23 protein-coding genes are annotated in these 21,838 nt (G+C 62.5%); 8 read left to right on the top strand and 15 right to left on the bottom strand.

Annotation, left to right across the window (positions count from 1 at the left end; all coding sequences use genetic code 11):
* Positions 1-96 precede the first annotated feature (96 nt).
* Genes EDD52_RS11515 through EDD52_RS11505 form a run of 3 tightly spaced genes read left to right on the top strand, consistent with a single transcriptional unit; the run spans position 97 to position 2,446 of the window.
* Positions 97-1,044 (top strand): ABC transporter permease, encoded by a 948-nt coding sequence (locus EDD52_RS11515; RefSeq protein ID WP_165907522.1) that lies wholly within the window; start codon positions 97-99, stop codon positions 1,042-1,044.
* On the top strand, positions 1,034-1,921 hold the full coding sequence (locus EDD52_RS11510; protein WP_132245063.1) for an ABC transporter permease: 888 nt from the start codon (positions 1,034-1,036) through the stop codon (positions 1,919-1,921). Before EDD52_RS11515 ends, EDD52_RS11510 begins: the two co-directional genes overlap by 11 nt.
* A 57-nt stretch (positions 1,922-1,978) precedes the next feature.
* On the top strand, positions 1,979-2,446 hold the full coding sequence (locus EDD52_RS11505) for a DUF1801 domain-containing protein (protein ID WP_132245061.1): 468 nt from the start codon (positions 1,979-1,981) through the stop codon (positions 2,444-2,446).
* Here EDD52_RS11505 and EDD52_RS11500 read toward each other — a convergent pair.
* From EDD52_RS11500 to EDD52_RS11480, 5 genes are all read right to left on the bottom strand, one after another.
* Positions 2,386-3,879, bottom strand: a complete 1,494-nt coding sequence (locus EDD52_RS11500; RefSeq protein WP_165907521.1) for a M81 family metallopeptidase — start codon at positions 3,877-3,879, stop codon at positions 2,386-2,388. The genes EDD52_RS11505 and EDD52_RS11500 overlap by 61 nt on opposite strands.
* Positions 3,876-5,438, bottom strand: coding sequence for a sulfatase family protein (locus tag EDD52_RS11495; protein WP_132245057.1), 1,563 nt, complete (start codon positions 5,436-5,438; stop codon positions 3,876-3,878). Before EDD52_RS11495 ends, EDD52_RS11500 begins: the two co-directional genes overlap by 4 nt.
* On the bottom strand, positions 5,425-6,456 hold the full coding sequence (locus tag EDD52_RS11490; RefSeq protein WP_207906014.1) for a succinylglutamate desuccinylase/aspartoacylase family protein: 1,032 nt from the start codon (positions 6,454-6,456) through the stop codon (positions 5,425-5,427). Before EDD52_RS11490 ends, EDD52_RS11495 begins: the two co-directional genes overlap by 14 nt.
* A 258-nt stretch (positions 6,457-6,714) precedes the next feature.
* Positions 6,715-8,283, bottom strand: coding sequence for a glutamine-hydrolyzing GMP synthase (gene guaA / locus EDD52_RS11485; protein WP_132245055.1), 1,569 nt, complete (start codon positions 8,281-8,283; stop codon positions 6,715-6,717).
* 81 nt (positions 8,284-8,364) lie between these two features.
* Positions 8,365-8,982 carry a DUF2270 domain-containing protein gene (locus EDD52_RS11480; protein WP_424449914.1) on the bottom strand — a complete coding sequence of 206 codons (618 nt, stop codon included), beginning with the start codon at positions 8,980-8,982 and terminating at the stop codon, positions 8,365-8,367.
* A 317-nt stretch (positions 8,983-9,299) separates the two neighbouring features.
* On the opposite strand from EDD52_RS11480, the gene EDD52_RS11475 reads away from it, so the two are divergent.
* Complete coding sequence (locus tag EDD52_RS11475) at positions 9,300-10,844, top strand: trimethylamine methyltransferase family protein (RefSeq protein WP_132245051.1); 1,545 nt, start codon at positions 9,300-9,302, stop codon at positions 10,842-10,844.
* 6 nt (positions 10,845-10,850) lie between these two features.
* Here the strand turns inward: EDD52_RS11475 and EDD52_RS11470 are convergent, their stop codons facing one another.
* Positions 10,851-11,141: a DUF6477 family protein gene (locus EDD52_RS11470; protein ID WP_132245049.1), complete on the bottom strand. Its 291-nt coding sequence runs from the start codon at positions 11,139-11,141 to the stop codon at positions 10,851-10,853.
* Between the two features lie 248 nt (positions 11,142-11,389).
* On the opposite strand from EDD52_RS11470, the gene EDD52_RS11465 reads away from it, so the two are divergent.
* Complete coding sequence (locus EDD52_RS11465; protein WP_243651909.1) at positions 11,390-12,505, top strand: DUF6456 domain-containing protein; 1,116 nt, start codon at positions 11,390-11,392, stop codon at positions 12,503-12,505.
* A 67-nt stretch (positions 12,506-12,572) separates the two neighbouring features.
* On the opposite strand, the gene EDD52_RS11460 is transcribed toward EDD52_RS11465, so the two are convergent.
* On the bottom strand, positions 12,573-13,124 hold the full coding sequence (locus EDD52_RS11460; protein ID WP_132245047.1) for a peroxiredoxin: 552 nt from the start codon (positions 13,122-13,124) through the stop codon (positions 12,573-12,575).
* A gap of 321 nt (positions 13,125-13,445) precedes the next feature.
* On the opposite strand from EDD52_RS11460, the gene lipA reads away from it, so the two are divergent.
* The gene (gene lipA, locus EDD52_RS11455) at positions 13,446-14,396 is read left to right on the top strand and encodes a lipoyl synthase (protein WP_132245045.1); all 951 of its coding nucleotides are present in this window, start codon (positions 13,446-13,448) and stop codon (positions 14,394-14,396) included.
* Positions 14,397-14,470: 74 nt separating this feature from the next.
* On the opposite strand, the gene EDD52_RS11450 is transcribed toward lipA, so the two are convergent.
* Both EDD52_RS11450 and EDD52_RS11445 read right to left on the bottom strand, forming a co-directional pair.
* Positions 14,471-15,367: a cytochrome c gene (locus tag EDD52_RS11450; protein WP_132245252.1), complete on the bottom strand. Its 897-nt coding sequence runs from the start codon at positions 15,365-15,367 to the stop codon at positions 14,471-14,473.
* 16 nt (positions 15,368-15,383) lie between these two features.
* Entirely contained in the window at positions 15,384-15,842 is a 459-nt protein-coding gene (locus EDD52_RS11445; protein ID WP_132245043.1) for a c-type cytochrome, read from the bottom strand.
* A 99-nt stretch (positions 15,843-15,941) separates the two neighbouring features.
* Between EDD52_RS11445 and EDD52_RS11440 the strand changes: the two genes are divergently transcribed.
* The gene (locus tag EDD52_RS11440) at positions 15,942-16,787 is read left to right on the top strand and encodes a LysR family transcriptional regulator (RefSeq protein ID WP_165907520.1); all 846 of its coding nucleotides are present in this window, start codon (positions 15,942-15,944) and stop codon (positions 16,785-16,787) included.
* Here EDD52_RS11440 and EDD52_RS11435 read toward each other — a convergent pair.
* Together EDD52_RS11435 and hpt are read right to left on the bottom strand one after the other, a co-directional pair.
* Positions 16,777-16,956: a hypothetical protein gene (locus EDD52_RS11435; protein WP_132245039.1), complete on the bottom strand. Its 180-nt coding sequence runs from the start codon at positions 16,954-16,956 to the stop codon at positions 16,777-16,779. The genes EDD52_RS11440 and EDD52_RS11435 overlap by 11 nt on opposite strands.
* Position 16,957: 1 nt before the next feature.
* Complete coding sequence (gene hpt / locus EDD52_RS11430; RefSeq protein ID WP_132245037.1) at positions 16,958-17,506, bottom strand: hypoxanthine phosphoribosyltransferase; 549 nt, start codon at positions 17,504-17,506, stop codon at positions 16,958-16,960.
* Positions 17,507-17,576: 70 nt separating this feature from the next.
* Between hpt and EDD52_RS11425 the strand changes: the two genes are divergently transcribed.
* On the top strand, positions 17,577-18,032 hold the full coding sequence (locus tag EDD52_RS11425) for a type II toxin-antitoxin system RatA family toxin (protein WP_132245035.1): 456 nt from the start codon (positions 17,577-17,579) through the stop codon (positions 18,030-18,032).
* A 182-nt stretch (positions 18,033-18,214) separates the two neighbouring features.
* Here the strand turns inward: EDD52_RS11425 and EDD52_RS11420 are convergent, their stop codons facing one another.
* The 4 genes from EDD52_RS11420 to EDD52_RS11405 all read right to left on the bottom strand — a co-directional run bounded on the left by EDD52_RS11420 (position 18,215) and on the right by EDD52_RS11405 (position 21,667).
* Positions 18,215-19,393: an ammonium transporter gene (locus tag EDD52_RS11420; RefSeq protein ID WP_132245033.1), complete on the bottom strand. Its 1,179-nt coding sequence runs from the start codon at positions 19,391-19,393 to the stop codon at positions 18,215-18,217.
* 179 nt (positions 19,394-19,572) lie between these two features.
* On the bottom strand, positions 19,573-20,046 hold the full coding sequence (locus tag EDD52_RS11415) for a CinA family protein (RefSeq protein ID WP_132245031.1): 474 nt from the start codon (positions 20,044-20,046) through the stop codon (positions 19,573-19,575).
* On the bottom strand, positions 20,043-20,531 hold the full coding sequence (locus EDD52_RS11410) for a phosphatidylglycerophosphatase A family protein (RefSeq protein WP_132245029.1): 489 nt from the start codon (positions 20,529-20,531) through the stop codon (positions 20,043-20,045). Before EDD52_RS11410 ends, EDD52_RS11415 begins: the two co-directional genes overlap by 4 nt.
* Positions 20,528-21,667 carry a bifunctional 2-C-methyl-D-erythritol 4-phosphate cytidylyltransferase/2-C-methyl-D-erythritol 2,4-cyclodiphosphate synthase gene (locus tag EDD52_RS11405; RefSeq protein ID WP_132245027.1) on the bottom strand — a complete coding sequence of 380 codons (1,140 nt, stop codon included), beginning with the start codon at positions 21,665-21,667 and terminating at the stop codon, positions 20,528-20,530. Before EDD52_RS11405 ends, EDD52_RS11410 begins: the two co-directional genes overlap by 4 nt.
* Between the last annotated feature and the right edge of the window lie 171 nt (positions 21,668-21,838).

Here is a 21,838-nt window from a genome sequence, read left to right as displayed (position 1 = left end):
TCACCTGATCTGCCGCAGGGGCGGCAGGGCGTAACGGGTGGCATGTTTCCGTGGCACCGGTTGCGATAGGGAAGGGACACGAAAAGGGGCTCGCAGGTGACGCGTTACATTTTCTCCCGCGCGTTGTCGGCCATCCCGGTGCTTTTCGTGGTGTCGCTTGTGACCTTCCTTCTGATGTGGCTTGTGCCCGGCGATGTCGCCTCCCACATCGCCGGACCCGATGCCACAGAAGCAGAGCTGGAGGCGATACGACAGCGCCTCCAGCTCGACCAGCCGCTGCATGTGCAGGCGCTGCACTGGTATGCCAACCTGCTGCGCGGCGATCTTGGGCAAAGCTACCTGCTGCACCGCCCGGTTCTGGATGCGGTGGTGGAACGGCTGCCGGTGACGCTGTCGCTGGCCTGCATGTCCCTGGTCCTGGCGGTGAGTTTCGGGGTGCTGCTGGGTGTATTGGCGGCCACGAAGCACGATACCTGGGTCGATCAGGTGACGATGACGGGCGCGCTGCTGGGTCTGTCGCTGCCGGATTTCTGGTTCGGCCTTGTGCTGATCTTCTTCTTTGCGGTGGGCATGGGCTGGTTCCCGACCGGCGGCTACACCCCCTTTGCCGAAAGCCCGCTGGGCTGGCTGCGCAGCATGACCCTGCCGGCCGTCACGCTGGCCATCACGCAGATGGGGGTCATCGCCCGCATGGTCCGGTCCAGCATGCTGGAACAGCTTGGGCAGGACTATATCCGCACGGCCAGGGCCAAGGGGATGCCGCGCGGGCTGGTCGTGTTCAAACACGCGCTGCGCAATGCGCTGATCCCGGTGATCACGCTGGTCGGGATCATGACCGGTCTGCTGCTGGGCGGTACCGTCGTGATCGAGGTTGTCTATTCGTTGCCCGGAGTCGGCCGGTTGATCATCGGCGCGATCCAGAGCCGCGACTATCCGATCGTGCAGGGCGGGCTGCTGATGACGGCGGCGATCTTTGTCTTCGTCAATATCGCGGTGGATATCCTTTATACCATCGTCGATCCCAGGGTCCGGCATGACAGGTAAAGCGCAGGCGCACAGCGCCGCAATGGCTTCTGCTTGGGGCGCGCGGGCCCGGCTGGGGCTGGGCATGGCGCTGCGGCACAGGTCCATCCGGGTCGGGGGCGTGCTGTTCGGTTTTGTCGTCCTGCTGGCGGTGTTCGCCGATCTGATTGCGCCTTTCGATCCCAACAAGAACAACTTTCGCGCGTTGCTGAGCGCCCCTGACGCGGTGAACATCTTTGGCACCGACGCCTTTGGCCGCGACATCCTGAGCCGGGTCATCCACGGAACCCGCCTGTCATTGCTGGTGGGGCTGCTGGTGGTTGTCGCAACCGGCGTGCTGGGCGTGATCCTTGGTACGCTGACCGGCTATCTGCGCTGGCTGGATGGCCCTGTCATGCGGGTCATGGACGGGCTCATGGCCTTTCCCGGCATTCTGCTGGCCATCGCGCTGGCGGCAGTTCTCGGCCCGTCGGTCGCCAATGCGGCCCTGGCGCTGACCATCACCTTCACGCCGCGCACCGCGCGCATCGTGCGCAGCTCTGTTCTGGTGCTGAAAGAGATGCCTTATGTGGAGGCCGCCCGCGCCTGCGGTGCCAGTCACACACGGCTGGTTCTGAAACACATCCTGCCCAACGCGTTGCCGCCGCTTATCGTGCAGCTGACCTTTGTCTTCTCGATCTCGATCCTTGCCGAAGCGGTTCTGAGCTTCATGGGGGTCGGCCCGCCGCCGCCAACGCCCAGCCTTGGCAACATCATCGCCGAGGGTCGGTCCTACATACAGGAAGCGCCCTGGGTCGCGCTGACGCCCGGCATTGCGATCGCGATGAGCGTGCTGGGGCTGAACATCATCGGTGATGGCTTGCGCGATACGTTGGACCCGCGATTGCGCAATCTGTGAGGGTCGGGTGCCTGCGCGCCTTTGACAGAGCTGCCGCGCGGGCCTAGCCTTTCATCCATGTTGCAAGCCACACCCGCTTTCGAGGACCCTGAAGTCGCGCGTTGTTTCGACGGGTTTCCTGAACGGGCGCGTCCGTATCTGGTGGCGCTGCGCGGTTTGATCTTCGAGGCGGCAGCCGACACGCCGGGTGTCGGGCCCGTGTTCGAGACGCTGAAATGGGGACAGCCTGCTTATCTGACCGCGCAGACAAAGGCCGGATCAACCATCCGGCTGGGCGTGCCGAAGCCTGGCGGCGTGGCGATCTACACACATTGCCAGACAACGCTGATTTCCGATTTTCGCACGCTGTTTCCCGATGCGTTCAGCTATGAGGGCAATCGCGCGATCCATCTGGACCCGGACAGCGAATTGCCAGCAGAGAAGCTGCGGCTTTTCATTGTAAGTGCGCTGACCTATCACCTGCGTCAGAGGGGTTCGAAGATCTCTACCTCCGGTATAAAAACGGTCTCCGGATCAAGGGGATAGATCGGGCGCGGGCAAAGCCTGTGGCCAAGCCGTTCCAGCCGGGCAGAGGTTGCGCCCTGCGCATCGACCGACACCACCGTATCGGCCCATTCATCGAAATAGCGGTGCTGACAATGGGGGGATTTCACCACGATAATCTGATGATTTCGCGGATCCTCGCCATGTGCCAGAAAGAGCGACCGGTCGAAAAGCTGCACCGCGCGGGACGTGGCGATTACCGTCAGATTGCTTGCGCGCAGCTTGGCGCAGGGGCCGGCCTGTTCCATGACGCCCCAGGTTTCCATCCGGTATTGCCCGTCCGACAGCATTGCGACCGTCGCGTCGAGTTCCAGCGGGGCAAACCGGCTGTCGCAGCTGCCACCAAGCGTGAAGCGACCGGACGCACCGACCCCCATGCTGTGCGCAAGGGCGGTGCAGGGCGCATCGACAACAGGCGCAAGGATCGTCGCCTCGCAGCCTGCATCAAGCAGCGCGCGCACAACCTCCATCGAGTCGCCGGAGGCACCGGAACTGGGCGCGTCCGCGGCATCCTTGAGCACGAGCGGGAAGCGACCCGCAGCCGCCAGCGCCGCAGCCGCATCCAGCGAGACAAGATCAGCCTGCAATTGCGCGCGGTGGTCAAAGAAGCCCTCCGCAATGGCCCGTGCGGCATGCTCTGCCCCGGCAGGATCCCCGTTGCTGATGGCAAGAACCTGGCAGCAAAGCTCTGGCACATCGGTGAATGGGTTGCCGATCAACACACTGGCACCGATCAGCCCGTCCGACGCGACCCGTTCCACCGCCCGCGCGATGTATTGCCCAAAGATGCCAGTTTGCGTGATGCATTCATCCCCGCGCACAAGCATCGGCAGGCGCAGCCGGGCCACAACCGGCGTCAGATCCTCCTGCAACTGGCGCAGCAACAGCCGGGCGGCGCGCGCGCCGGTCTCGGCGAAATCGACATGGGGATATGTGCGCAAACACTCGAAGGCGGGGCAGGCCGCGATCATGCGGCGCGTCAATATCCCGTGCAAATCCAGTGACATGGCAAAGACCGGGGCGCGGCCCACAAGCCCGCGCACGGATTCCAGTATGTCCCCCTCAGGGTCGGTTTCCGCCGTGGTGGCCATGGCCCCGTGCAGAAGGAACAGCACACCGTCAATGGCCTGCGTCATCTGTGCGGCGATTGCGGCCAACAGCTCTGCTTTCAGGTCCAGATAGTCGTCATGCGCCAACGCGCCTGCGCTACAGGCGATTGCGGAATAGACGCAGATCGGGTCGATGCCCTCTGCAGACTCCAGCACGCCCAACGCCCCGCCAGTATAGGTGTCTGTGCCTGCATAGGCGCGACGCATCTCGTCACCTGCATGAACGGTGAAATCACTGCGCGTGCTTGGCACCGGGTTGAAGCTGGACACCTCCTGCTGGAGGGCCACGATCAGGACGCGCTTCATTTCTGCTTGCGGGCGGCAATCCCTGACGAGGGCGGCTCCAGCCAGCTTTCGGACGGCTCCAGCCGCCGGACATATTGCTGTTCGGGCCGGGTCTGGCTGGCCCATTCGTGCAGGATCGCCTTTTCCCGCTCTCGGTTGCGCACGTCCTGAGCGATCCTTGTCGGATCCCAAGTCTCCAGCACTTCGGCGGTCAGCTGCGACCGGATATCGGCAAGGTCGGGGTCGGCGGCCAGATCGCATGTCTCCCCGGGGTCGGTTTCGAGATCAAAGAGCAGCGGTTCATAGCCGTCGATATAGATCAGCTTGTAGCGGCCCTTGCGGATCATGCGCTGTCGCGTCGGTTCAGACCCGCACCAGTTGGCCGTGGTGTCGGTGACATATTCCGAGAAGGTCACGTTTTCCCATCGCGGCACGGGCGTTTTGCACAGCTTCAACAGGCTGCGCCCATGCGAGGCGGGCAGGGGCGGCGCACCGGCGGCGTCGATCAGCGTCGCGCCGACATCGATCAGGTTGGTGACCTGAGCGCGCCTGACGCCTTGCGGCAACCGGCCGGGCCAGGACATGATCAGCGGGACGGCGACCGAATCCTCGTAGAACGTGTTCTTCCACCAATGGCCATGTTCGCCGATCTGTTCCCCGTGATCCGAACAATAGATGATCAGCGTATTGTCATCGAGACCGGCCCGTTCCAGCGCGTCCAGCACCGTGCCAATCAGCCGGTCCATCCGCATCACCAGCGCGTAATAGGCCGTGCGGGCGCGCATCATGTCATCGACATCGGCCTTGCCCACGCCGCAATCACGCCGCCAGCGCACGAGCCACGGATGTTCCGGGTCCGCCATTGGCAATGAGGGCGGCGGCACCTTGCCGTCAAACACCGCATAATCGGCGGGGTCCGCAACGAAGGGGCAATGCGGCAGAAGAAAGCCCACCATGAGGCAGAAGGGATCGCTCTCCTTCGTGGTCTCGGCCCCTTTGCTTGCCAGCCAGTCGCAGGCAATGGCGGCGGTTTCTTCGTCGACGGTCTGATAGCCCGACCGCCCGGTGCCCGAGCGTTTGAGCGAGGTCGGACCCGGCCCCTGTGCCCAGGCCAGCGGGCCAAGGCTTTGCGCAGGCACGCCCGGCCAGTTCGGACCCGCATCACCGCCCAGACGTTCGACAAAGCCGTGCATCTGATCCGGTCCGACAGCATGCATGCGCCCGGCAAGCGTGGGGCGATATCCGGCCGCGCCGAGCGCGTGCATCCATGTTGGCCGGTCGCTGCTCAGATGGTCCTGCAGGGTCCAGCATCGTTGCTCATGCGGGTGTTGCCCGGTGAAGGCCGACATCCGGCTGGGCACGCAGATCGGAGAGGGGCAATAGGTGGTGTCGAAACAGACGCCCCGCGCCGCCAGCCGGTCAATATTCGGGGTCTGCGCCACGCTGTCGCCGTAACATCCCGCAACGCGGCGCGCGTGCTGGTCTGACATGATGTACAGGATATTGGGCCGCTTGTTCTTTCTGCCGCGACGGGGCGTTCTGGTGGAGGAGCGGGGCGTCCGCATCTCAGAGCCAGTCATCGCGGTAATCTTCCATCAGCACGGCGACCGGATCCCCGCGCGTGACACGGCCGGGCCCACCGCCCATCCAGATCACGCCGGAACTGGGGTATTGCAGGATCGTGGGCGCCGTCCCGATATCCTCCGGGAAATGCAGATACCCCGCGATCTGCCCCTTGAAGACGGTCGCGCCGTGGTAATTCGTGGGCTCGAAAATACCCGATTTTGGGGCGGTCAGATAGGCCTCTGTGTCGCGCACCATCATGTGGCGGGTGAAGGGGGTCCCATCCTCGTGTTTCGCGATAGGTTCGCCCTCCAGAATATTGAAATGTTTTAAAATATTTCGGATGCCGCGAGAGCCGACCTTGACCCCGTCAATACTGACGCGCCCCCAGCCACCCAGTTCGGTGCCCAGAGAGATCAGCCGCCGCGCCTCGACGCTGGAGGTGAAGGTCGCGCCCTCATCGACCCCCGCGAAGACCACGTTGTAAGGCGCGCCGAAAGCCTCTGCCGCGGCCATGGTCCTGCGCAGTTTGGTGGCGTCCTGAACGTGATGCATGTTGGTCGACAGTGCTGCGTCGAGGCTGTGGCCGGCTGTGTGCATATCGACCGAAATATCGACATGCGGCAGCACGACACTGTCCAGAAAATGCGCCAGCATCGGTGTGAAACTGCCGCGCGGGTCACCGGGAAAACAGCGGTTGATATCAAGCCCGTCAATGGGTGATAGCCGTTTGTCTGCCAGGGCGGCGGGCACGTTCACGCAGGGCATCATGATGACCTGCCCCTGAATTTCGCCGGGATCGAGGCTTTGCGCCAGCCGCGAAATGGCGATCTGGCCTTCATATTCGTCGCCATGCAGCCCACCGGTCAGCAGCACGGTGGGGCCGGTGCCGTTTTTGATACTGATCATCGGAATCTCGATGACACCCCACCCGGCATTGTTGCGGGAGTGGGGGGCGCGGGCATAGCCTGCTTGGTAACCGTTCTTGTCAAAATCAATTGGGCAGCCGATGCGGCTCAGGGTCGGTGCAGCCACGTCACTGATCCTTCTCAAATAATTTTCGTATGATTGTATACTATCAGGATCGAGTCAACATGGACGCAGATGCCAGCTACTGGTGTGGACCGGCGGTGCTTCGACTGGATCGTGTATCCTTGGCAATGATGGGGGTGCGCTGGAGGTAAGAACGCCTGACCCCGGTTCGGAATCGAAAGGGCCGGGCGTTGCCTGTTCAGGCGAACTCTGCCACTGCGCGCGTCTGCGGGCGATGCCTGCCTGCTTGCGCGCTGCGGGTCATTCCCACTCGATCGTGCCGGGCGGTTTGCTGGTCACGTCATAGGTGACGCGGTTGATGCCCTTGACCTCGTTGATGATTCGTGTGGCCGTTTCGCCCAGGAATTCATGGGTGAAAGGGTAGTAATCGGCTGTCATCCCATCGACAGAAGTCACCGCGCGCAGGGCGCAGGCAAAGTCATATGTCCGACCATCGCCCATTACACCCACCGTGCGAACGGGCAGGATCGCGACAAAGGCTTGCCAGATCTCGTCATACAGGCCGTGCTTGCGGATCTGGTCGATATAGACCGCGTCGGCCTTGCGCAGAATCTCCAGCTTTTCGCGGGTGATCTCTCCGGGGCAGCGGATTGCCAGACCGGGGCCGGGGAAGGGGTGGCGGCCGATGAAGCTGGCAGGTAGGCCAAGCTCGTGCCCCAGAACGCGGACCTCGTCCTTGAAGAGCTCGCGAAGCGGTTCGACCAGCTTCAGCCCCATCTTTTCAGGCAGGCCGCCCACGTTGTGGTGGCTCTTGATGGTGACCGAGGGGCCGCCGCTGAACGACACCGATTCGATGACATCGGGGTAAAGCGTGCCCTGGGCCAGGAATTCTGCGCCTTCGATCTGGTCGGCGTATTTCTGGAACACCTCGATGAACAGACCACCGATGATCTTGCGCTTGGTTTCCGGGTCGGACACGCCGTCCAGCTTGCCAAGAAACAGCGCGCTTTCATCGGCATGGATGAGAGGCAGGTTGTAATGTTCGCGGAACATGGTGACGACTTCGGTCGCCTCGTTCATGCGCAACAGCCCGTGATCGACAAAGACGCAAGTCAGCTGATCGCCGATCGCTTCGTGCAGCAGAACGGCCGCGACGGAGCTGTCAACGCCGCCCGAAAGCGCGCAGATGACCTTGGCATCGCCGACCTGTTCGCGGATCTTGCGGATCGCTTCTTCGCGGTAGGCGCCCATCGTCCAGTCGCCCGTGAACCCGGCATCCTTGACGAAATTCTCGTAGAGCGTCTTGCCGTTGGGGGTGTGGTGCACTTCGGGGTGGAACTGCACGGCATAGAACCGTCGGTCGAGATCTGCGGTGATGGCATAGGGCGCACCGGGGGAGGTGCCGAAAACCTTGAAGCCGGGGGCAAGGTCGGCCACGTGATCGCCATGGCTCATCCAGACCTGCTCGCGCCCCGATCCGTCCATGAACCAGCCCTGCAGAAGGTCGATCCGGTCAGGTTCGGGCGTGACATAGGCGCGGCCAAACTCGCTTGTGCCTTCGCCGCCGACGACGCGGCCGCCAAGGTCCTGCATCATGACCTGCTGGCCGTAACAGATGCCAAGGATCGGCACGCCCAGGTCATAGACCGCTTTGGGCGGGCGCGGGCTGCCTTCGCGGGTCACCGAATCCGGTCCGCCCGAGAAGATCACGGCCTTTGGGGCAAACTCCTTCAGAAAGGCATCGGTGACCTTCTGATAGGGGTGGATTTCGCAATAGACATTCAGCTCTCTCAGGCGGCGCGCAATCAGCTGCGTTACCTGGGATCCGAAGTCGATGATAAGGAGGCGGTCATGCGATGTCTGGCTCATGGGCAAAGCTCGTAGCCCGTTGCCGCGTGCTTCGCAAGACCCGGCTGGCGCGGGCGTGACAGGCGGGGCCGGGCTTGGGCCCTAGCCCATGGAACTGGACTGTTCCGTGCCCCGGATCGCGCCGCGGCGAGAATCCATCCGCGCGCTCCAGATCGCGATGCCGGCCCATGTAAGGACATAAAGCAGGCCGATTCCAATCACGACCTCTCCGCGCAGGGGGCCGACATCGGCGCGGCGGATGACCTCTTCGACAGTTTGCGCAGGGGTGGGATGGACCACGAGCTTGCCCATATAGGCCATCGCCTGGATCAGCAGAATCCACAGATAGTTGCGCCGGATACGCCGCCCGACCGCCACCATGGATGACACGTGATAGCGCGGGCGCAGGTAGTCATTGGCCAGCACCTTCTGCCAGTCCTCTTCAAGATGCAGATCCCCATCGGCCAGCATGGGCGCGTAGAAATGCACCTCCATCCAGCGGGCACGGGCGCGCCAGACATTGAAATAGCGGTAGCGCCGCGCCTCCAGCATCAGGAACAGGATGATCAGCACGCCGACCAGCACCAGCGGCAAGGGCGACGCGTCGGGCGAGGCGAAGGAGATTGACAGCGCAACCCCCAGCGTGACCACGGCCCAGTTGGTTGTGGTGTCCAGCCGGGTGCGCCAGATCGTGCTGCGATAGACCTCGCCGCGATACAGATGTGCGACGGCGGTAATCTCTGACGAGGTCAGGGTTTTGCGTTCCGGTTCGGATCTGGAAACTGCTGCTGGTGATTCAGAAATGCCTGCATCCTCCGTTTTTAGGCGTTCTGCCGCTTTTTAGGGCATGATGCCCATTGCCTGCCGCAAGGTCAAAGGCAATCGGGCGTGAACAATACCGATGTCAGGAATGACCGCGGATGTCGTTTTCGCCTCTTAACTGCCGGAAACCGGAAAAAGACCTGCCGATGCGCGCGGTAAAAGGCTTGAACAGGCGCGCCCGCGATGGGCCCGCGCGGTAAATCGCGAGGCGAGACATGGTTGAAGCAGCAGGCCGCAGACGCGCACGGGGTGGCGGTGGCGCCGCACGCAGGGCAGAACGCACGGCTGTCAGCGTCGAGACGGCCCGCTTCATCGAGCGGAACATCCCGAATTTCGAGGTTCTGACCACCGAGGCGCTGGAGATCATCGAATATAACGCCGAGACCGTGCTGGAAGAGATCGGCGTCAATTTCGTCAACAACCCCGCAGCGCTGGATCTGTGGCGCAACGCAGGCGCTGATATTGATGGCGAGCGCGTGCGCATTCCGCGCGGCCTTGCCCGCCAGCTGTGCAGCACCGCGCCGCAAAGCTACACCCAGCACGCCCGCAACCCCGCCCGCAATGTCGAGATCGGGGGCAAGTCGCTGGTCTTGGCGCCGGTCTATGGTCCGCCTTTCGTGCGTGATGTCGCAGGCGGTCGCCGGTATGCCACGATGGAAGATTTCCGCAAATTCGTGAAGCTGGGCTACATGTCCAAATGGCTGCACCATTCCGGCGGAACGGTTTGCGAGCCGACGGACATTCCTGTGAACAAGCGCCATCTGGACATGTTGCAGGCGCATATGACGCTGTCGGACAAACCGTTCATGGGGTCGGTGACGGAACCCAGCCGGGCGCAGGATTCGGTTGATATGTGCGAAATCCTCTTCGGCAAGGAGTTCGTGCAGGAAAATACGGTGATGACATCGCTCATCAATATCAACTCTCCGCTGACATTCGACGATGTGATGATGGGCTCGCTGGAGGTCTATGCGCGCAACAATCAGGCTTCGGTGATCTCTCCGTTCATCGTTGGCGGTGCGATGGCACCTGTCTCGGTGGCGGGGACGTTGACGCAGGTTCTGGCCGAAGTGCTGGCAGGGATCGCCTATTCGCAGCTGATCCGAAAGGGCGCTCCGGTCATCTTTGGTGCGTTCGTGACCTCGATCGACATGAATTCCGGCGCGCCGACATTCGGCACACCCGAGGCCAGCCATGTCACTTACGGCGCAGGTCAGCTGGCGCGGCGTCTGGGGCTGCCCTTCCGTTCGTCAGGGTCGTTCTGCGGATCGAAACTGCCGGACGCGCAGGCCGCCTACGAGACTGCGAACAGCCTGAACATGGGCCTGCTGTCAGGCGTCAATTTCATGCTGCATGCCTGTGGCTGGCTGGAAGGCGGGCTGGTGTCGAGCTTCGAGAAATTCGTGATGGATGCCGACCAGTTGGGGGCGCTGCACAAATTCGCACAAGGCGTCAATATCGACGAGGAAGCGCAGGCGCTGGACGCGATGCGCGAGGTGGGCCCAGGTGGTCATTATCTTGGCTGCGCGCATACCCAGGCGCATTTCAAGACAGCGTTCTGGCGGTCTGAAACCTTCGACTACAAACCGTTTGAAACCTGGGACGAAGAGGGCGCGCGCGATTCCGAAGCGCTCGCCGCCTTGCGGGTTGAAAAGCTGCTGAACGATTATCAGCAGCCTGCCTTGGATCCGGCGATCAACGAGGCGCTCAACGCCTATGTCGCCGAAAAGAAGGCGTCGATGCCCGACGCCTTCATGTAATTCCCATCAGGTCTGGCCCGCGCTGCGCAGCACGCGGGCCTCGCCCATCATCGCCACCAGCAATTCGACATGCCGGGCGATGGAATAGCCCGCGTCACTTGCCTCGCGACGGGCATTCAATTCCGATTCGATTTCCATAAGACGCATCAACGCCGGGCCGGTACGCGGCAGCGCGCCGTAGCCCAGAAGCCGGGGCAGATGTGCCGTGCGCTGGTAATCCTGCGCGCCGATGCGGGCGGCCCGGATCAAGAGGCGAGGGCGCTTGAGCGAGTGCAGAAGGCTGAGAATGTCTTGCATGGCGTCGGGTCCTTTTCCGTTCGATCTGCGAAAAACATTGCACAACTTTGTCGGGTGTTGCGGAGGCATTGGTCGATGCGAACGCTCGGTTCAGCGCTGTTTATCGATTGGAAAGGATGATGAAAAAACCATGACCATGTTAACGAACCGGAAACAAATGCACGCATAGGTTGTGAAAAATTTAACTCAATTGATCCGGATGCCTGCAGTGGAAAATTCGGACGGGTAACGGCAACGCGAGGACGGTCATGCGATTTGACGTAGAAAACAGCACTATGTGCGCGCTTTCGGGGTGGGTACCGGACGCTGCACGGAATTATCTGCACCACATCGAAGAGGGCATCAGCATCAGACAGCTGGCCCGGGAGTCGGGGTGCCATGCCTCGACCGTGCTGCGGCAGGTCCGCAAGGTCGAAACCCTGCGCGACGACCCGTTGGTCGACGCCGCTCTGCGCAAGCTCGGCCATCACCACGTCCCGGTACGCGTCATCTCGTCAGACAAGGATCGTTTCAAAATGAGCAACTCTCCGACCGAGCCCCACTTGACCCCCGACGACAAGACGTTGGAGCGCGAGGCGCTGCGCATCTTGCGGCGGCTGTGTGAAACGGGCGCCGTCATGGCTGTGGCCGCCGAGATGGACAAGGCCGTCGTCCTACGGGACACAGGGGACGGGACTTCGACACGCACGGCGGTGGTCGACAGTGGTATCGCCCAGGCAATGGCGCTGAAAGACTGGATCGCCTGCCGGGAGCCTGCGCGGATCTCGCGCTACCAGATCACGGCGGCAGGGCGGACGGAACTGAACCGCCTTGTCGCCGCCAGCGAGAACGACACCCGCGGATTTGCCGAAGCGCAGGCCGGTTTCGAAGGCAAGCCTGCCTCAACTGAAACTGACGGCGAGCCGCGCACAAAGCGCGTGCGCTATTCCTTGGCCGAATCTCCGTTGACGGCTTTGGCGCGCCGCCGGGACCATGACGGCAAGCCATTCCTGTCGGAAGAACTGGTGAAGGCCGGGGAACGTCTGCGTGAAGACTTTGAACTGGCGCAGATGGGGCCTCGGGTCGCGCAGAATTGGGACAGTTTCCTGACGGGCGGGGCGCGCGGAAATGGTGAAGGCGCGGATTTGCGCGGCTATGGCCCGACGGCCGCACGTGACCGCGTCGCGGCGGCGCTGGCCGATCTGGGGCCGGGGCTGGGGGACGTGGTTCTGCGGTGCTGCTGCTATCTGGAGGGGATGGAAACCGCGGAAAAGCGCATGGGCTGGTCAGCGCGGTCCGGCAAGATCGTGCTGCGCATCGCGTTGCAGCGGCTTCGGCGTCACTATGACGAAGTGGTTGGCGCCGGGGGCGGCCTGATCGGATGAACGCCGCACGTGAAAAAGCCGCCGCCCGGATCCGGGCGGCGGCCTGTTTTTATCCGGGGATTGCAGATTACTCCGCAGCGATTCCCGCCGCTTCCTTCTGAAGGTATTCGAGCAGGTTTTCCGGGCTCGACACGCCATAAGGATCTTCGGCGTGATTGTCCGAGATACCGGGCTCTTCGAACCAGGCTTCGACCTTGCCGTCGTTCACGATGGCCGCATAGCGCCAGCTGCGCATGCCGAAACCCAGATTGTTCTTCTCGACCAGCATACCCATCTTGCGGGTGAATTCGCCAGACCCGTCGGGGATGACCTTGACGGTGTTCAGCCCCTGGCTTTCAGCCCATTTGTTCATCACGAAGCTGTCGTTCACCGACAGGCAATAGATGGCGTCGATGCCGAAATTCGCAAAGGTTTCGGCGTTCTTTTCAAAACCCGGCAGCTGGTAGGTGGAGCATGTCGGCGTGAAGGCACCGGGCAGCGAGAACAGGATGACGCGTTTGCCCGCGAAGTAATCCTGCGTGGTCATATCCTGCCAGCGGAAGGGGTTGGGTCCGCCGACGGCTTCGTCGCGGACACGTGTGTGGAAAGTAACCTGTGGGAGGGGAAGGCCAGTTTTCATCGGAATTCTCCTGATCTCCTGAGACATAATTGCCCCGAGGCCTAGCGCGAATCCCTCATGGGTCGCAATCAGGAATTGCTGCAACTGCAGCATGGCAGGTTTGCAGAAAAAACGCTTTTCAAACTGACGCTTGTGTGGCAGCGAATTGGTGATTTTTCACGTTATGCCGCAGCTGCACTGCGCGCTTTTCCTAACGGAAAGCGATGCAGGGGGCACTCGGAAAAAAGGCAATGGCTGCATGGCAGTCATGCGCTACTGGTACTACCCCCTGCAATTTCTTATGATATGCGAAGGCATCATCAGCTTCGCGGGGAATAAAACGTGCGCGATCTCAATATCCCAGCCGAACGGCATCCTGAAAAGGCACATCGCCCGGACAATGCCCAACCCAAGAAACCTGACTGGATCAGGGTGAAGGCGCCCGGCGGCCAGGGCTATGCCGACACGCGAAAGATCATGCGCGAGCATGGGCTTGTCACGGTGTGCGAAGAGGCGGGCTGCCCCAATGTCGGCGAGTGCTGGAGCCAGGGGCACGCCACCATGATGATCATGGGCGAGATCTGTACCCGCGGCTGCACGTTCTGCAATATCGCGACCGGCCGGCCTGATACGCTCGACGTGTTCGAGCCGGGCAAGGTTGCCGATGCGGTGCAAAAGCTGGGGCTGAACCATGTCGTGATCACCTCTGTTGACCGCGACGACCTGAAGGATGGCGGGGCAGAGCATTTTGCGCAGACCATCCGAGCCATCCGCCACCGCAGCCCCGATACGACGATCGAAATTCTGACCCCGGATTTCCTGAAATGTGACGCCTCCGCGCTGGAGACGGTCGTCGAGGCAAAGCCCGACGTCTTCAACCACAACCTTGAGACCGTGCCAGGGCTCTACCCGGAGGTCCGTCCGGGTGCGCGTTACTTCCACTCCCTGCGTCTGTTGCAGCGGGTGAAAGAGATCGACCCGACGATCTTTACCAAATCGGGCATCATGGTCGGGCTGGGCGAAGATCGTCAGGCGGTTCTGCAGGTCATGGACGACATGCGTGCGGCGGATATCGATTTCCTGACCGTCGGTCAGTATCTGCAACCCACGCCAAAACATCACGCCGTTGATCGTTTCGTGCATCCTGACGAATTCGCCGCCTACGAGAAAGCCGCCTATGGCAAGGGCTTCCTGATGGTGTCGGCCACGCCTTTGACGCGTTCGTCATACCATGCGGGCGATGACTTTGCGCAGCTTCAGGCCGCACGGAATGCCAGGCTGAACCGGGCCTGAGCCCCCTTGAACGAAAAACAGAACGGCGCCTGCAGATATCCTCTGCGGCGCCGTTTTTCATTGTAAGGCGTGGTTTATTCCTCGCTCTGTTCCGGGACTGCCTTCAGATAGGCCGCAATCGCGTAGCGGTCGGCCTCGGTCAGCAGCGCCATGTTTTCGACCACCGCAACCATATGGCCGCCAACGCTGTCGAAATCGGGCGTGAACCCGGTTTCGAGGTAATAGGCGATCTCGTCTTCGGTCCAGGTCAGCGTGCCGGGGGCAATGCCCGGAATGCGGCCCCGGCCCGACGGGTTGGGCGCGCCGGCCAGCCAGCGGGATGTGTCAAGACCGCCCAGCAGGTTGCGCGGCGTGTGGCATTCGCCGCAATGCGCCAATGCCTCGACAAGGTAGCGGCCCTGCCGCGCCTGCTCTGACGCTGCATTTTTCAGCACCCAGTCATCATTCATGAAAAGCAGTTTCCACCCGCCAAGCGCGCGGCGGATATTGAACGGGAAACCGACATCATGTGCCTGGCTGGGCGTGTCAGAGGCGGGCAGGGTCTGCATATAGGCCCAGAGATCGACCAGATCCTGCTGCTCCATTCTGGCGTAGGACGTGTAGGGGAAGGCGGGGTAGTAATGCTTGCCCTCCGGCGACACGCCGCGCGTCACGGCGCTTGCGAATTCCGCCAGCGTCCAGCCACCGATCCCTTCGGCGGGGTCGGGCGAGATGTTCGGCGCGATGAACGTGCCGAAATCTGACGGGAAGGCCTGACCGCCTGTCAGCAGCAGCTTGTCTTCGCCCTTTGCCTCGGGTGCGGCGTGACAAGAGGCGCAGCCCGCCGCGGTAAAGACGCGCTGACCATTCTCGACATCGCCTTCGGCGCCTGCCAGCGCGTCCTCTTCCAGAGGCACCGCGCGGGTCAGCCAGAACGCGACACCGGCCGCGACAATCGCGGCCAGCAAAAGGTATCTAAAGAGGCGACGCAGCAAGAGCGTATCCTAATCAGTTGGGTTCCTGATACTTTTCATGGCAGCCCTTGCAGGTGCCACCCAGCGCGCCCATGGCCGGGCCAATTGCATCCTTGCCGGTGCCCGCGGCAGCCTGCATCGCAACTGTAGCGTCGGCAAAGGCAGTCCACTTGGTCATGAAATCGTCGTTATCTTCCCAGATCTCCGGCAGCGCCCGCGTCCCGTCCACATCAAGGCTTGATGTGCCTTCGGTCCAAAGCGTCGGCTGGTGCACCATCGCCACGCCTGCCAGCGAATCGGCGGCGTTCTGTGCGGCTTCGGCGTCGTAGTCCATCTTGCCCTGCGCCATGCCGCCAAGGATGCCAAGGTTCAGCGCGATAATCCGCATCTGGCCTTGCCGCGCCTTGATCTGTGCGGACCCGTCGCCCTGTGCAAGGGCTGCTGATCCGGCAATCACACCTGCAATCACTGTGGCGGTAACGATCTTTTTCATACGTTGGACTCCCTGAAAATGCGAGGTTCGCGTAGAGGTTAGTATAGTTTCAGACGACAGCAATAGTATTCTTCAAAGATGCAAACGGGCCTGCGATTCATGCACAACGCAAATTGGGATGACCTGCGCTTTGTTCTGGCGGTTGCCGATAATGGCTCTGTAAGCGGGGCGTCGCGTGAACTGGGGGTCAATCACGCGACGGTCCTGCGCCGGGTCGCCGCCTTCGAAGAGGCGCATGGCGCGGAAGTGTTCGAACGCACGGCGGCCGGCTACCGTGTGCGCCCTGACCGTGCGCGGATGATCGAGGCGGCGCGCAATGCAGCCCAGGCCGTGGCCGCCGTCGGGCAGTTGATGAAATGGGCCGAAGGTCCACGTGACGTGGTCCGGCTGACCTCGACCGACACGCTGTGCAACACGGTGCTGGCCGATCTGCCAAGAACCATGCCGCGTCATGAGGTGTCTTTGCTGGCCGCCAATGGCCATCTTGATCTGTCCCGGCTGGAGGCGGATGTGACCGTGCGGCCCGCAACGGCGCTGCCCGCGGGCATGACAGGCCGCGCGGTTGCCGAACTGGGCTTTGCCACATATCGCGCGCGGGGCAGCAGCGGGACAGACACATGGCTTGGCCTGACCGGCGCGCTGGGGCGGTCGGAACCTGCGCATTGGATGCAGCGCACTGTTGACCCCGCAACGATTTCCGGTCGGTCCGACAGCTTCGTGGTTCTGCGCGAGATGGCATCACGGGGGACCGGCTGCGCCATTCTTCCCTGCATCCTTGGCGATCAGGATGCCCGGCTGGAGCGATATGGCAGTGCCTATCCCGGCCACCGGGTGCCGCTTTGGGTTGGCTGCCATCAGGATCTGGCCGACAGTTCGCGGCTGGCGCCCTTCATCGACGATCTTTGCAGCCTGATCCGAAGCGAGAGCGCCGCGCTCAGCGGATGACGCGGCGTGGGATGCGTTCGGGTGTCAGCGCGTCCGGCCAGCCGATGAAATGTTCGATCCCCCACAGGATCAGCACCAGCACAAGCACCGCCCCCACGACGATCTGCATGCGGCGGCCGGGCGGGCGCCGGGCCCAGCGGGTTAGCCGCAAGAGCCAGATCGGGTTCATCTCAGCCCTCTTCGTCGGTAAACCGCACCGTCCCGATATAGGGCAGGTTGCGGTTGCGCTGCGCGAAATCGATGCCGTAGCCCACGACGAACTTGTCGGGGATTTCGAACCCGATCCAGTCAGAGCGGAAGTCGACCTCGCGCCGGGAAGGTTTGTCCAGAAGGGCGATGGTGCGCAGGCGCGCGGGGTTGCGCGACCGCAAAAGCCCGGTGACGTGGTTCAGAGTATGCCCGGTATCCACGATATCCTCGACCACCAGAACATCGCGGCCTTCGATCGCGCCGCGCAGGTCCTTGAGGATGCGCACCTCGCGGCTCGATTCCATCGTGTCGCCGTAAGAGGACGCTTCGAGGAAATCGACTTCGATCGGCAGTTGCAGCTCTCGCACGAGATCCGCAATGAACACGAAAGACCCGCGCAGCAGACCGACGACGACAAGCTTGTCTGTATCTGCAAATTCGCGGCGGATCTCGGCTGCGAGCTCTTCGATTCGCGCCGCGATTGCCTTGGCCGAGATCATCTCGTCGATGACATATGGACGCTCTGACATGATATCCCCTTGATTTTCCCGCGCCACAATACGACATCGACGGCCACTGTCACGACCCAACCGGAGCGACATGCCGACCCATAGCGAAACCCGCCGACTGCCCTATAGCGCCCAGCAGATGTATGATCTGGTGGCCGATGTGGCGTCCTATCCTGAATTCCTGCCCTGGTGCGCCGCGGCGCGCATCCGGTCGCGCAATGACATCGGCGGCGGCGCCGAGGAAATGCTGGCCGACCTGGTGATCAGCTTCAAGGTTTTCCGCGAAAGGTTCGGCAGCAGGGTGGTGTTACATCCAAGCGAGATGCGGATCGATACCGAATATCTTGACGGGCCTTTCCGCTACATGAAGTCGAACTGGGCCTTTGAAGATACCGACGGCGGGTGCGACGTGCATTTCTTTGTCGATTTCGAGTTCAAGAACGCGATTCTGCAGGGCATCATCGGTGTTGTTTTCAACGAGGCGATGCATCGGATCGTGCGCGCGTTTGAACGGCGAGCAGCAGATCTTTACGGCTCCTCTGTCTGACAAGGGCTTCGGGCGGGAGGATCGCTCGGGCCCTCGGCTCTTTAGACCGGCCTTATCATCGCTTCCCCAGCATGCGACGGGCCTTCGGGCGGCTTGACTGGACCAAACACCCATCATCGGGGCGCAAACGCAAAACGGGGGCCCTGTGAAGGACCCCCGCATCGTAAAGTATACGCGTGCGTTCAGGATGCGTGATCGTAGGCGCGTTCGCCATGCACGATCAGGTCCAGCCCGTTGGTTTCTGTCTCGGCATCGACGCGCAGGGGCGTGATCAGCCGCACCACAAGGACCAGCACGATTGTCACGACGGTGGTGAAAACGCCGACAATCACAAGGCTGCCAAGCTGGGCCGCCCAGGTGCCCGCACCAAAGGCCGCAATCATGATCGTGCCAAAGATGCCGCCAACGCCGTGCACGGCGAAAACATCCAGCGTATCGTCGATCTTGAAGACATTGCGGATCAGGTTCACCGCTTCCTGGCACAGGACACCGGCGACAGCGCCGATCACCAGCGCCTCGATAGGGCCGACAAAACCGCTTGCCGGCGTGATCGACGCAAGCCCCGCGATCGTGCCCGTCACGATGCCCACGAGCGACGATTTGCCAAACTTGATACGTTCCCACAGCGCCCAGGACAGCGAAGCCGTCGCGGCAGAGATATGCGTGACGGTCAGCGCCATCGCCGCGCCACCATCGGCCGCCAGCTGCGACCCGCCATTGAAGCCGAACCAGCCGACCCAGAGCATCGCGGCCCCGATCATCACATAGCCGGGGTTATGCGGCGGCGTGGTGCGGTTGCGGCGTGGGCCGAGGAAGATGGCGATGATCAGCGCGGCAAGCCCTGCGGTTTCATGCACCACGATGCCACCTGCGAAATCCCGGGCACCTGTTTCACCAAAGATGCCGCCATCCGCCAGCATCCCACCGCCCCAGATCCAATGGACGACCGGTGCGTAGCACAGCAGCATCCAAAGCGCCGAGAACAGAAGGACGAAGCCGAATCCGACCCGTTCGACATAGGCGCCGACGATCAGCGCCGGTGTGATGATGGCAAAGGTCATCTGGAAGGCGAAGAACAGGACTTCCGGCAGGGTACCCGCCAGCGACTCTGCCGTGACGCCGGACAGGAAGGCCTTGTCCAGCCCGCCCCAAAGCGCGCCGCCGTCGCCGAATGCGATGGAATAGCCGAAGGCCAGCCAGAGCACGCTCATCAGGCAGGCGATGGCGTAGCAGTGCATGAAGACGCTCAGCACGTTTCGCGCCCGCACCAGCCCACCGTAAAACAGTGCCAACCCTGGCAATGTCATGAACAGCACAAGGGCTGTCGCTACAATTATCCAGGCGGTATCCGCTCCGTTCATTGCTTGTCCTTCCTCCGAGAATCTGCGTTCCGAGCGACAAAGCGGATGCGGGTCGCAATAAAAAGAGGCAAGCGGGCGGACGGGTGTGGAAAAACTGTGCAGTCCCGAAACTGCACATAAACAGGGCGCAATCTTGTGTGGTCGGGTTAATTATTAGGCGCTATGGAAACTGTTGAAGGTCACGCAGCGCGGATGGCTTCGAGGATCAGGGAAAGCGCGTGGTCGCGCGCGCGTTGGCGGACCTCCGCCCGGCCGGGGGCGCCATATTCAACCGTTTCCACCCGCGTAAGGCGCGCGGTGGCGAGCGCGAAACACACGCGCCCTTCGGGTTTGAATTCCGACCCGCCCGGTCCGGCGATGCCTGAAATGGCTACGGCAATATCGGCCTCTGCGGCAGCGCGCGCGCCCTCGGCCATCTCGCGGACCACCTCTTCGGACACGGCCCCCACGGCAGCAAGCGTTTCGGCGCGCACGCCCAGCATGTCCTGCTTGGCACGGTTGGAATAGGTGACGAAACCGCGTTCGAAAATCGCAGAGGAACCGGCGATATCTGTGATCGCGGCGCTGACCATGCCGCCGGTGCAGCTTTCTGCGGCAGTGACAGTTAGCCCCTTGGCGACAGCGCCCTCAAGGATCTGCTGGGCGAAGGTCACATCAGGAACCCATGCGCCAGAACCGCCAGCAGGATGGTGACGACCGCAGCAAGGATGCCCGCGATCACGTCATCCAGCATGACGCCCACAGCGTCGTTGCGCCGGTCTGCCCAGCCGACAGGGCCGGGTTTCCAGATGTCGAACAGCCGGAACAGAACGAAGGCCGCGATCCAGCCGGGCCAAAGCCGCAGGGTGTCGACCCCCATCATCGCCGCGCCGTAAGCCACCGGCATCAGCGCGATCCACTGGCCTGCGACCTCGTCAATCACGATTTCGGACGGGTCGTGATCTGCCGCGCCGCGTGTTTCTGCCTCTGTCGCGCGCCAGCCCAGCACGAAAACCGCGACCGTGGCGATCAGCAGGCCCCAGAACCCGACGATCTGGATGATGGCCCAGGCAACGGGCAGGGCGGCAAGCGACCCCCAGGTGCCGGGGGCAGGGCGCAGGTGACCCACGCCAAAGAATGTTGCGATCGTGTGGTTCATGGGGATACCAGAGTTGCAGTTGCGAGCGCGGCGATGCCTTCTTCGCGCCCGGTAAAACCCAGCCGTTCGCTGGTGGTGGCTTTGATGGAAACGCGGGAGGGGTCAATCTCCAGCAGGTCGGCCATCACGGTCTGCATCTTCTCAGCATGGGGCCCGACCTTGGGCCGTTCGCAGATCAGCGTGCAATCGATATTGGAGATGGCATAGCCTTTGTCGCGGGCAAGCCGGGCCGCGTGGCGCAGAAAGATGGCGCTGTCAGCACCTCTCCACTGCGGATCGGATGGCGGGAAATGCCGCCCGATATCGCCTTCGGCCAGCGCGCCGTAGATCGCGTCAGTCACCGCATGCATGCCCACATCGGCGTCGGAATGGCCCTGAAGCGCCCGATCATGGGGTATGTCGACACCGCAGAGGGTGACGTGGTCGCCGTCTTTGAAACGGTGCACGTCGAAACCGTTACCTAGTCTGATATCCATTTGTCCTGCCAACAATTTTTCGGCCCGGGCGAAATCGCCGGGGGTTGTAATCTTTAGATTGTCCTCCGAGCCGGGGACGATGGCAACCTGCAAACCTGCCGCAAGGGCAACTTCGACGTCATCTGCCGCGCCGCCAGCATGTTCCGCGTGGGCGGCACGGATCGCATCATAGTGAAATCCCTGCGGCGTCTGCGCCCGGTAAAGCCCGTCGCGGGACCGCGCGCCGGTAACGGCCCCATCCGCCCCGGTCCAGAGCGCATCGCTTACCGCGAGGGCAGGTGCAGCACCGGGGGACGTCTCGAGCGCTGCGCAGACATCTGCAATCAGGCGCCGGGATATGCAGGGCCGCGCGACATCATGGATAAGCACCCGGTCCGGGGCGTCGGATGCCAGAGCCTCGATCCCTGCGCGGACCGAGGCAGCCCTGTCCGCCCCGCCCGTCACCAGCGTAACGCCGCGTGCTTCGGGCAAGGCTTTCACGCGGTCCAGATCATCAGGATGAACCACAAGCACAATCGTGCTGATCTCATTGGCAGACTGAAAGGCCCGCAAGGTCCAGGCGGCAACGCTGCGCCCGGCGATCATCTGCCACTGTTTGGGCAGGGGCCCACGGGCCCGGGTTCCGCGTCCCGCGGCGACGATAATCGCTGCTATTTGCATCGCATCCCCCCTGTTTCGGCGGGCGTGGTGACCGCCCGAATTGCGCGCCTGTCTAGGGGGTGAACCGTTGGGGTGCAATCTTCCCCCGAAGGCATGCACAAAAAATAGGCAATGGCGCCCCGTGAGACTACAAATCCGCCTTGGAAGATTGAAGTGCCGGGTGGGCTGGGA

The organism is Primorskyibacter sedentarius (assembly GCF_004342065.1).
GTDB classification, from domain to species: Bacteria; Pseudomonadota; Alphaproteobacteria; order Rhodobacterales; family Rhodobacteraceae; genus Primorskyibacter; species Primorskyibacter sedentarius.
The sequence above is the reverse complement of the archived record's forward strand: the minus strand, read 5'-3'. Positions and strand labels throughout refer to the sequence as shown.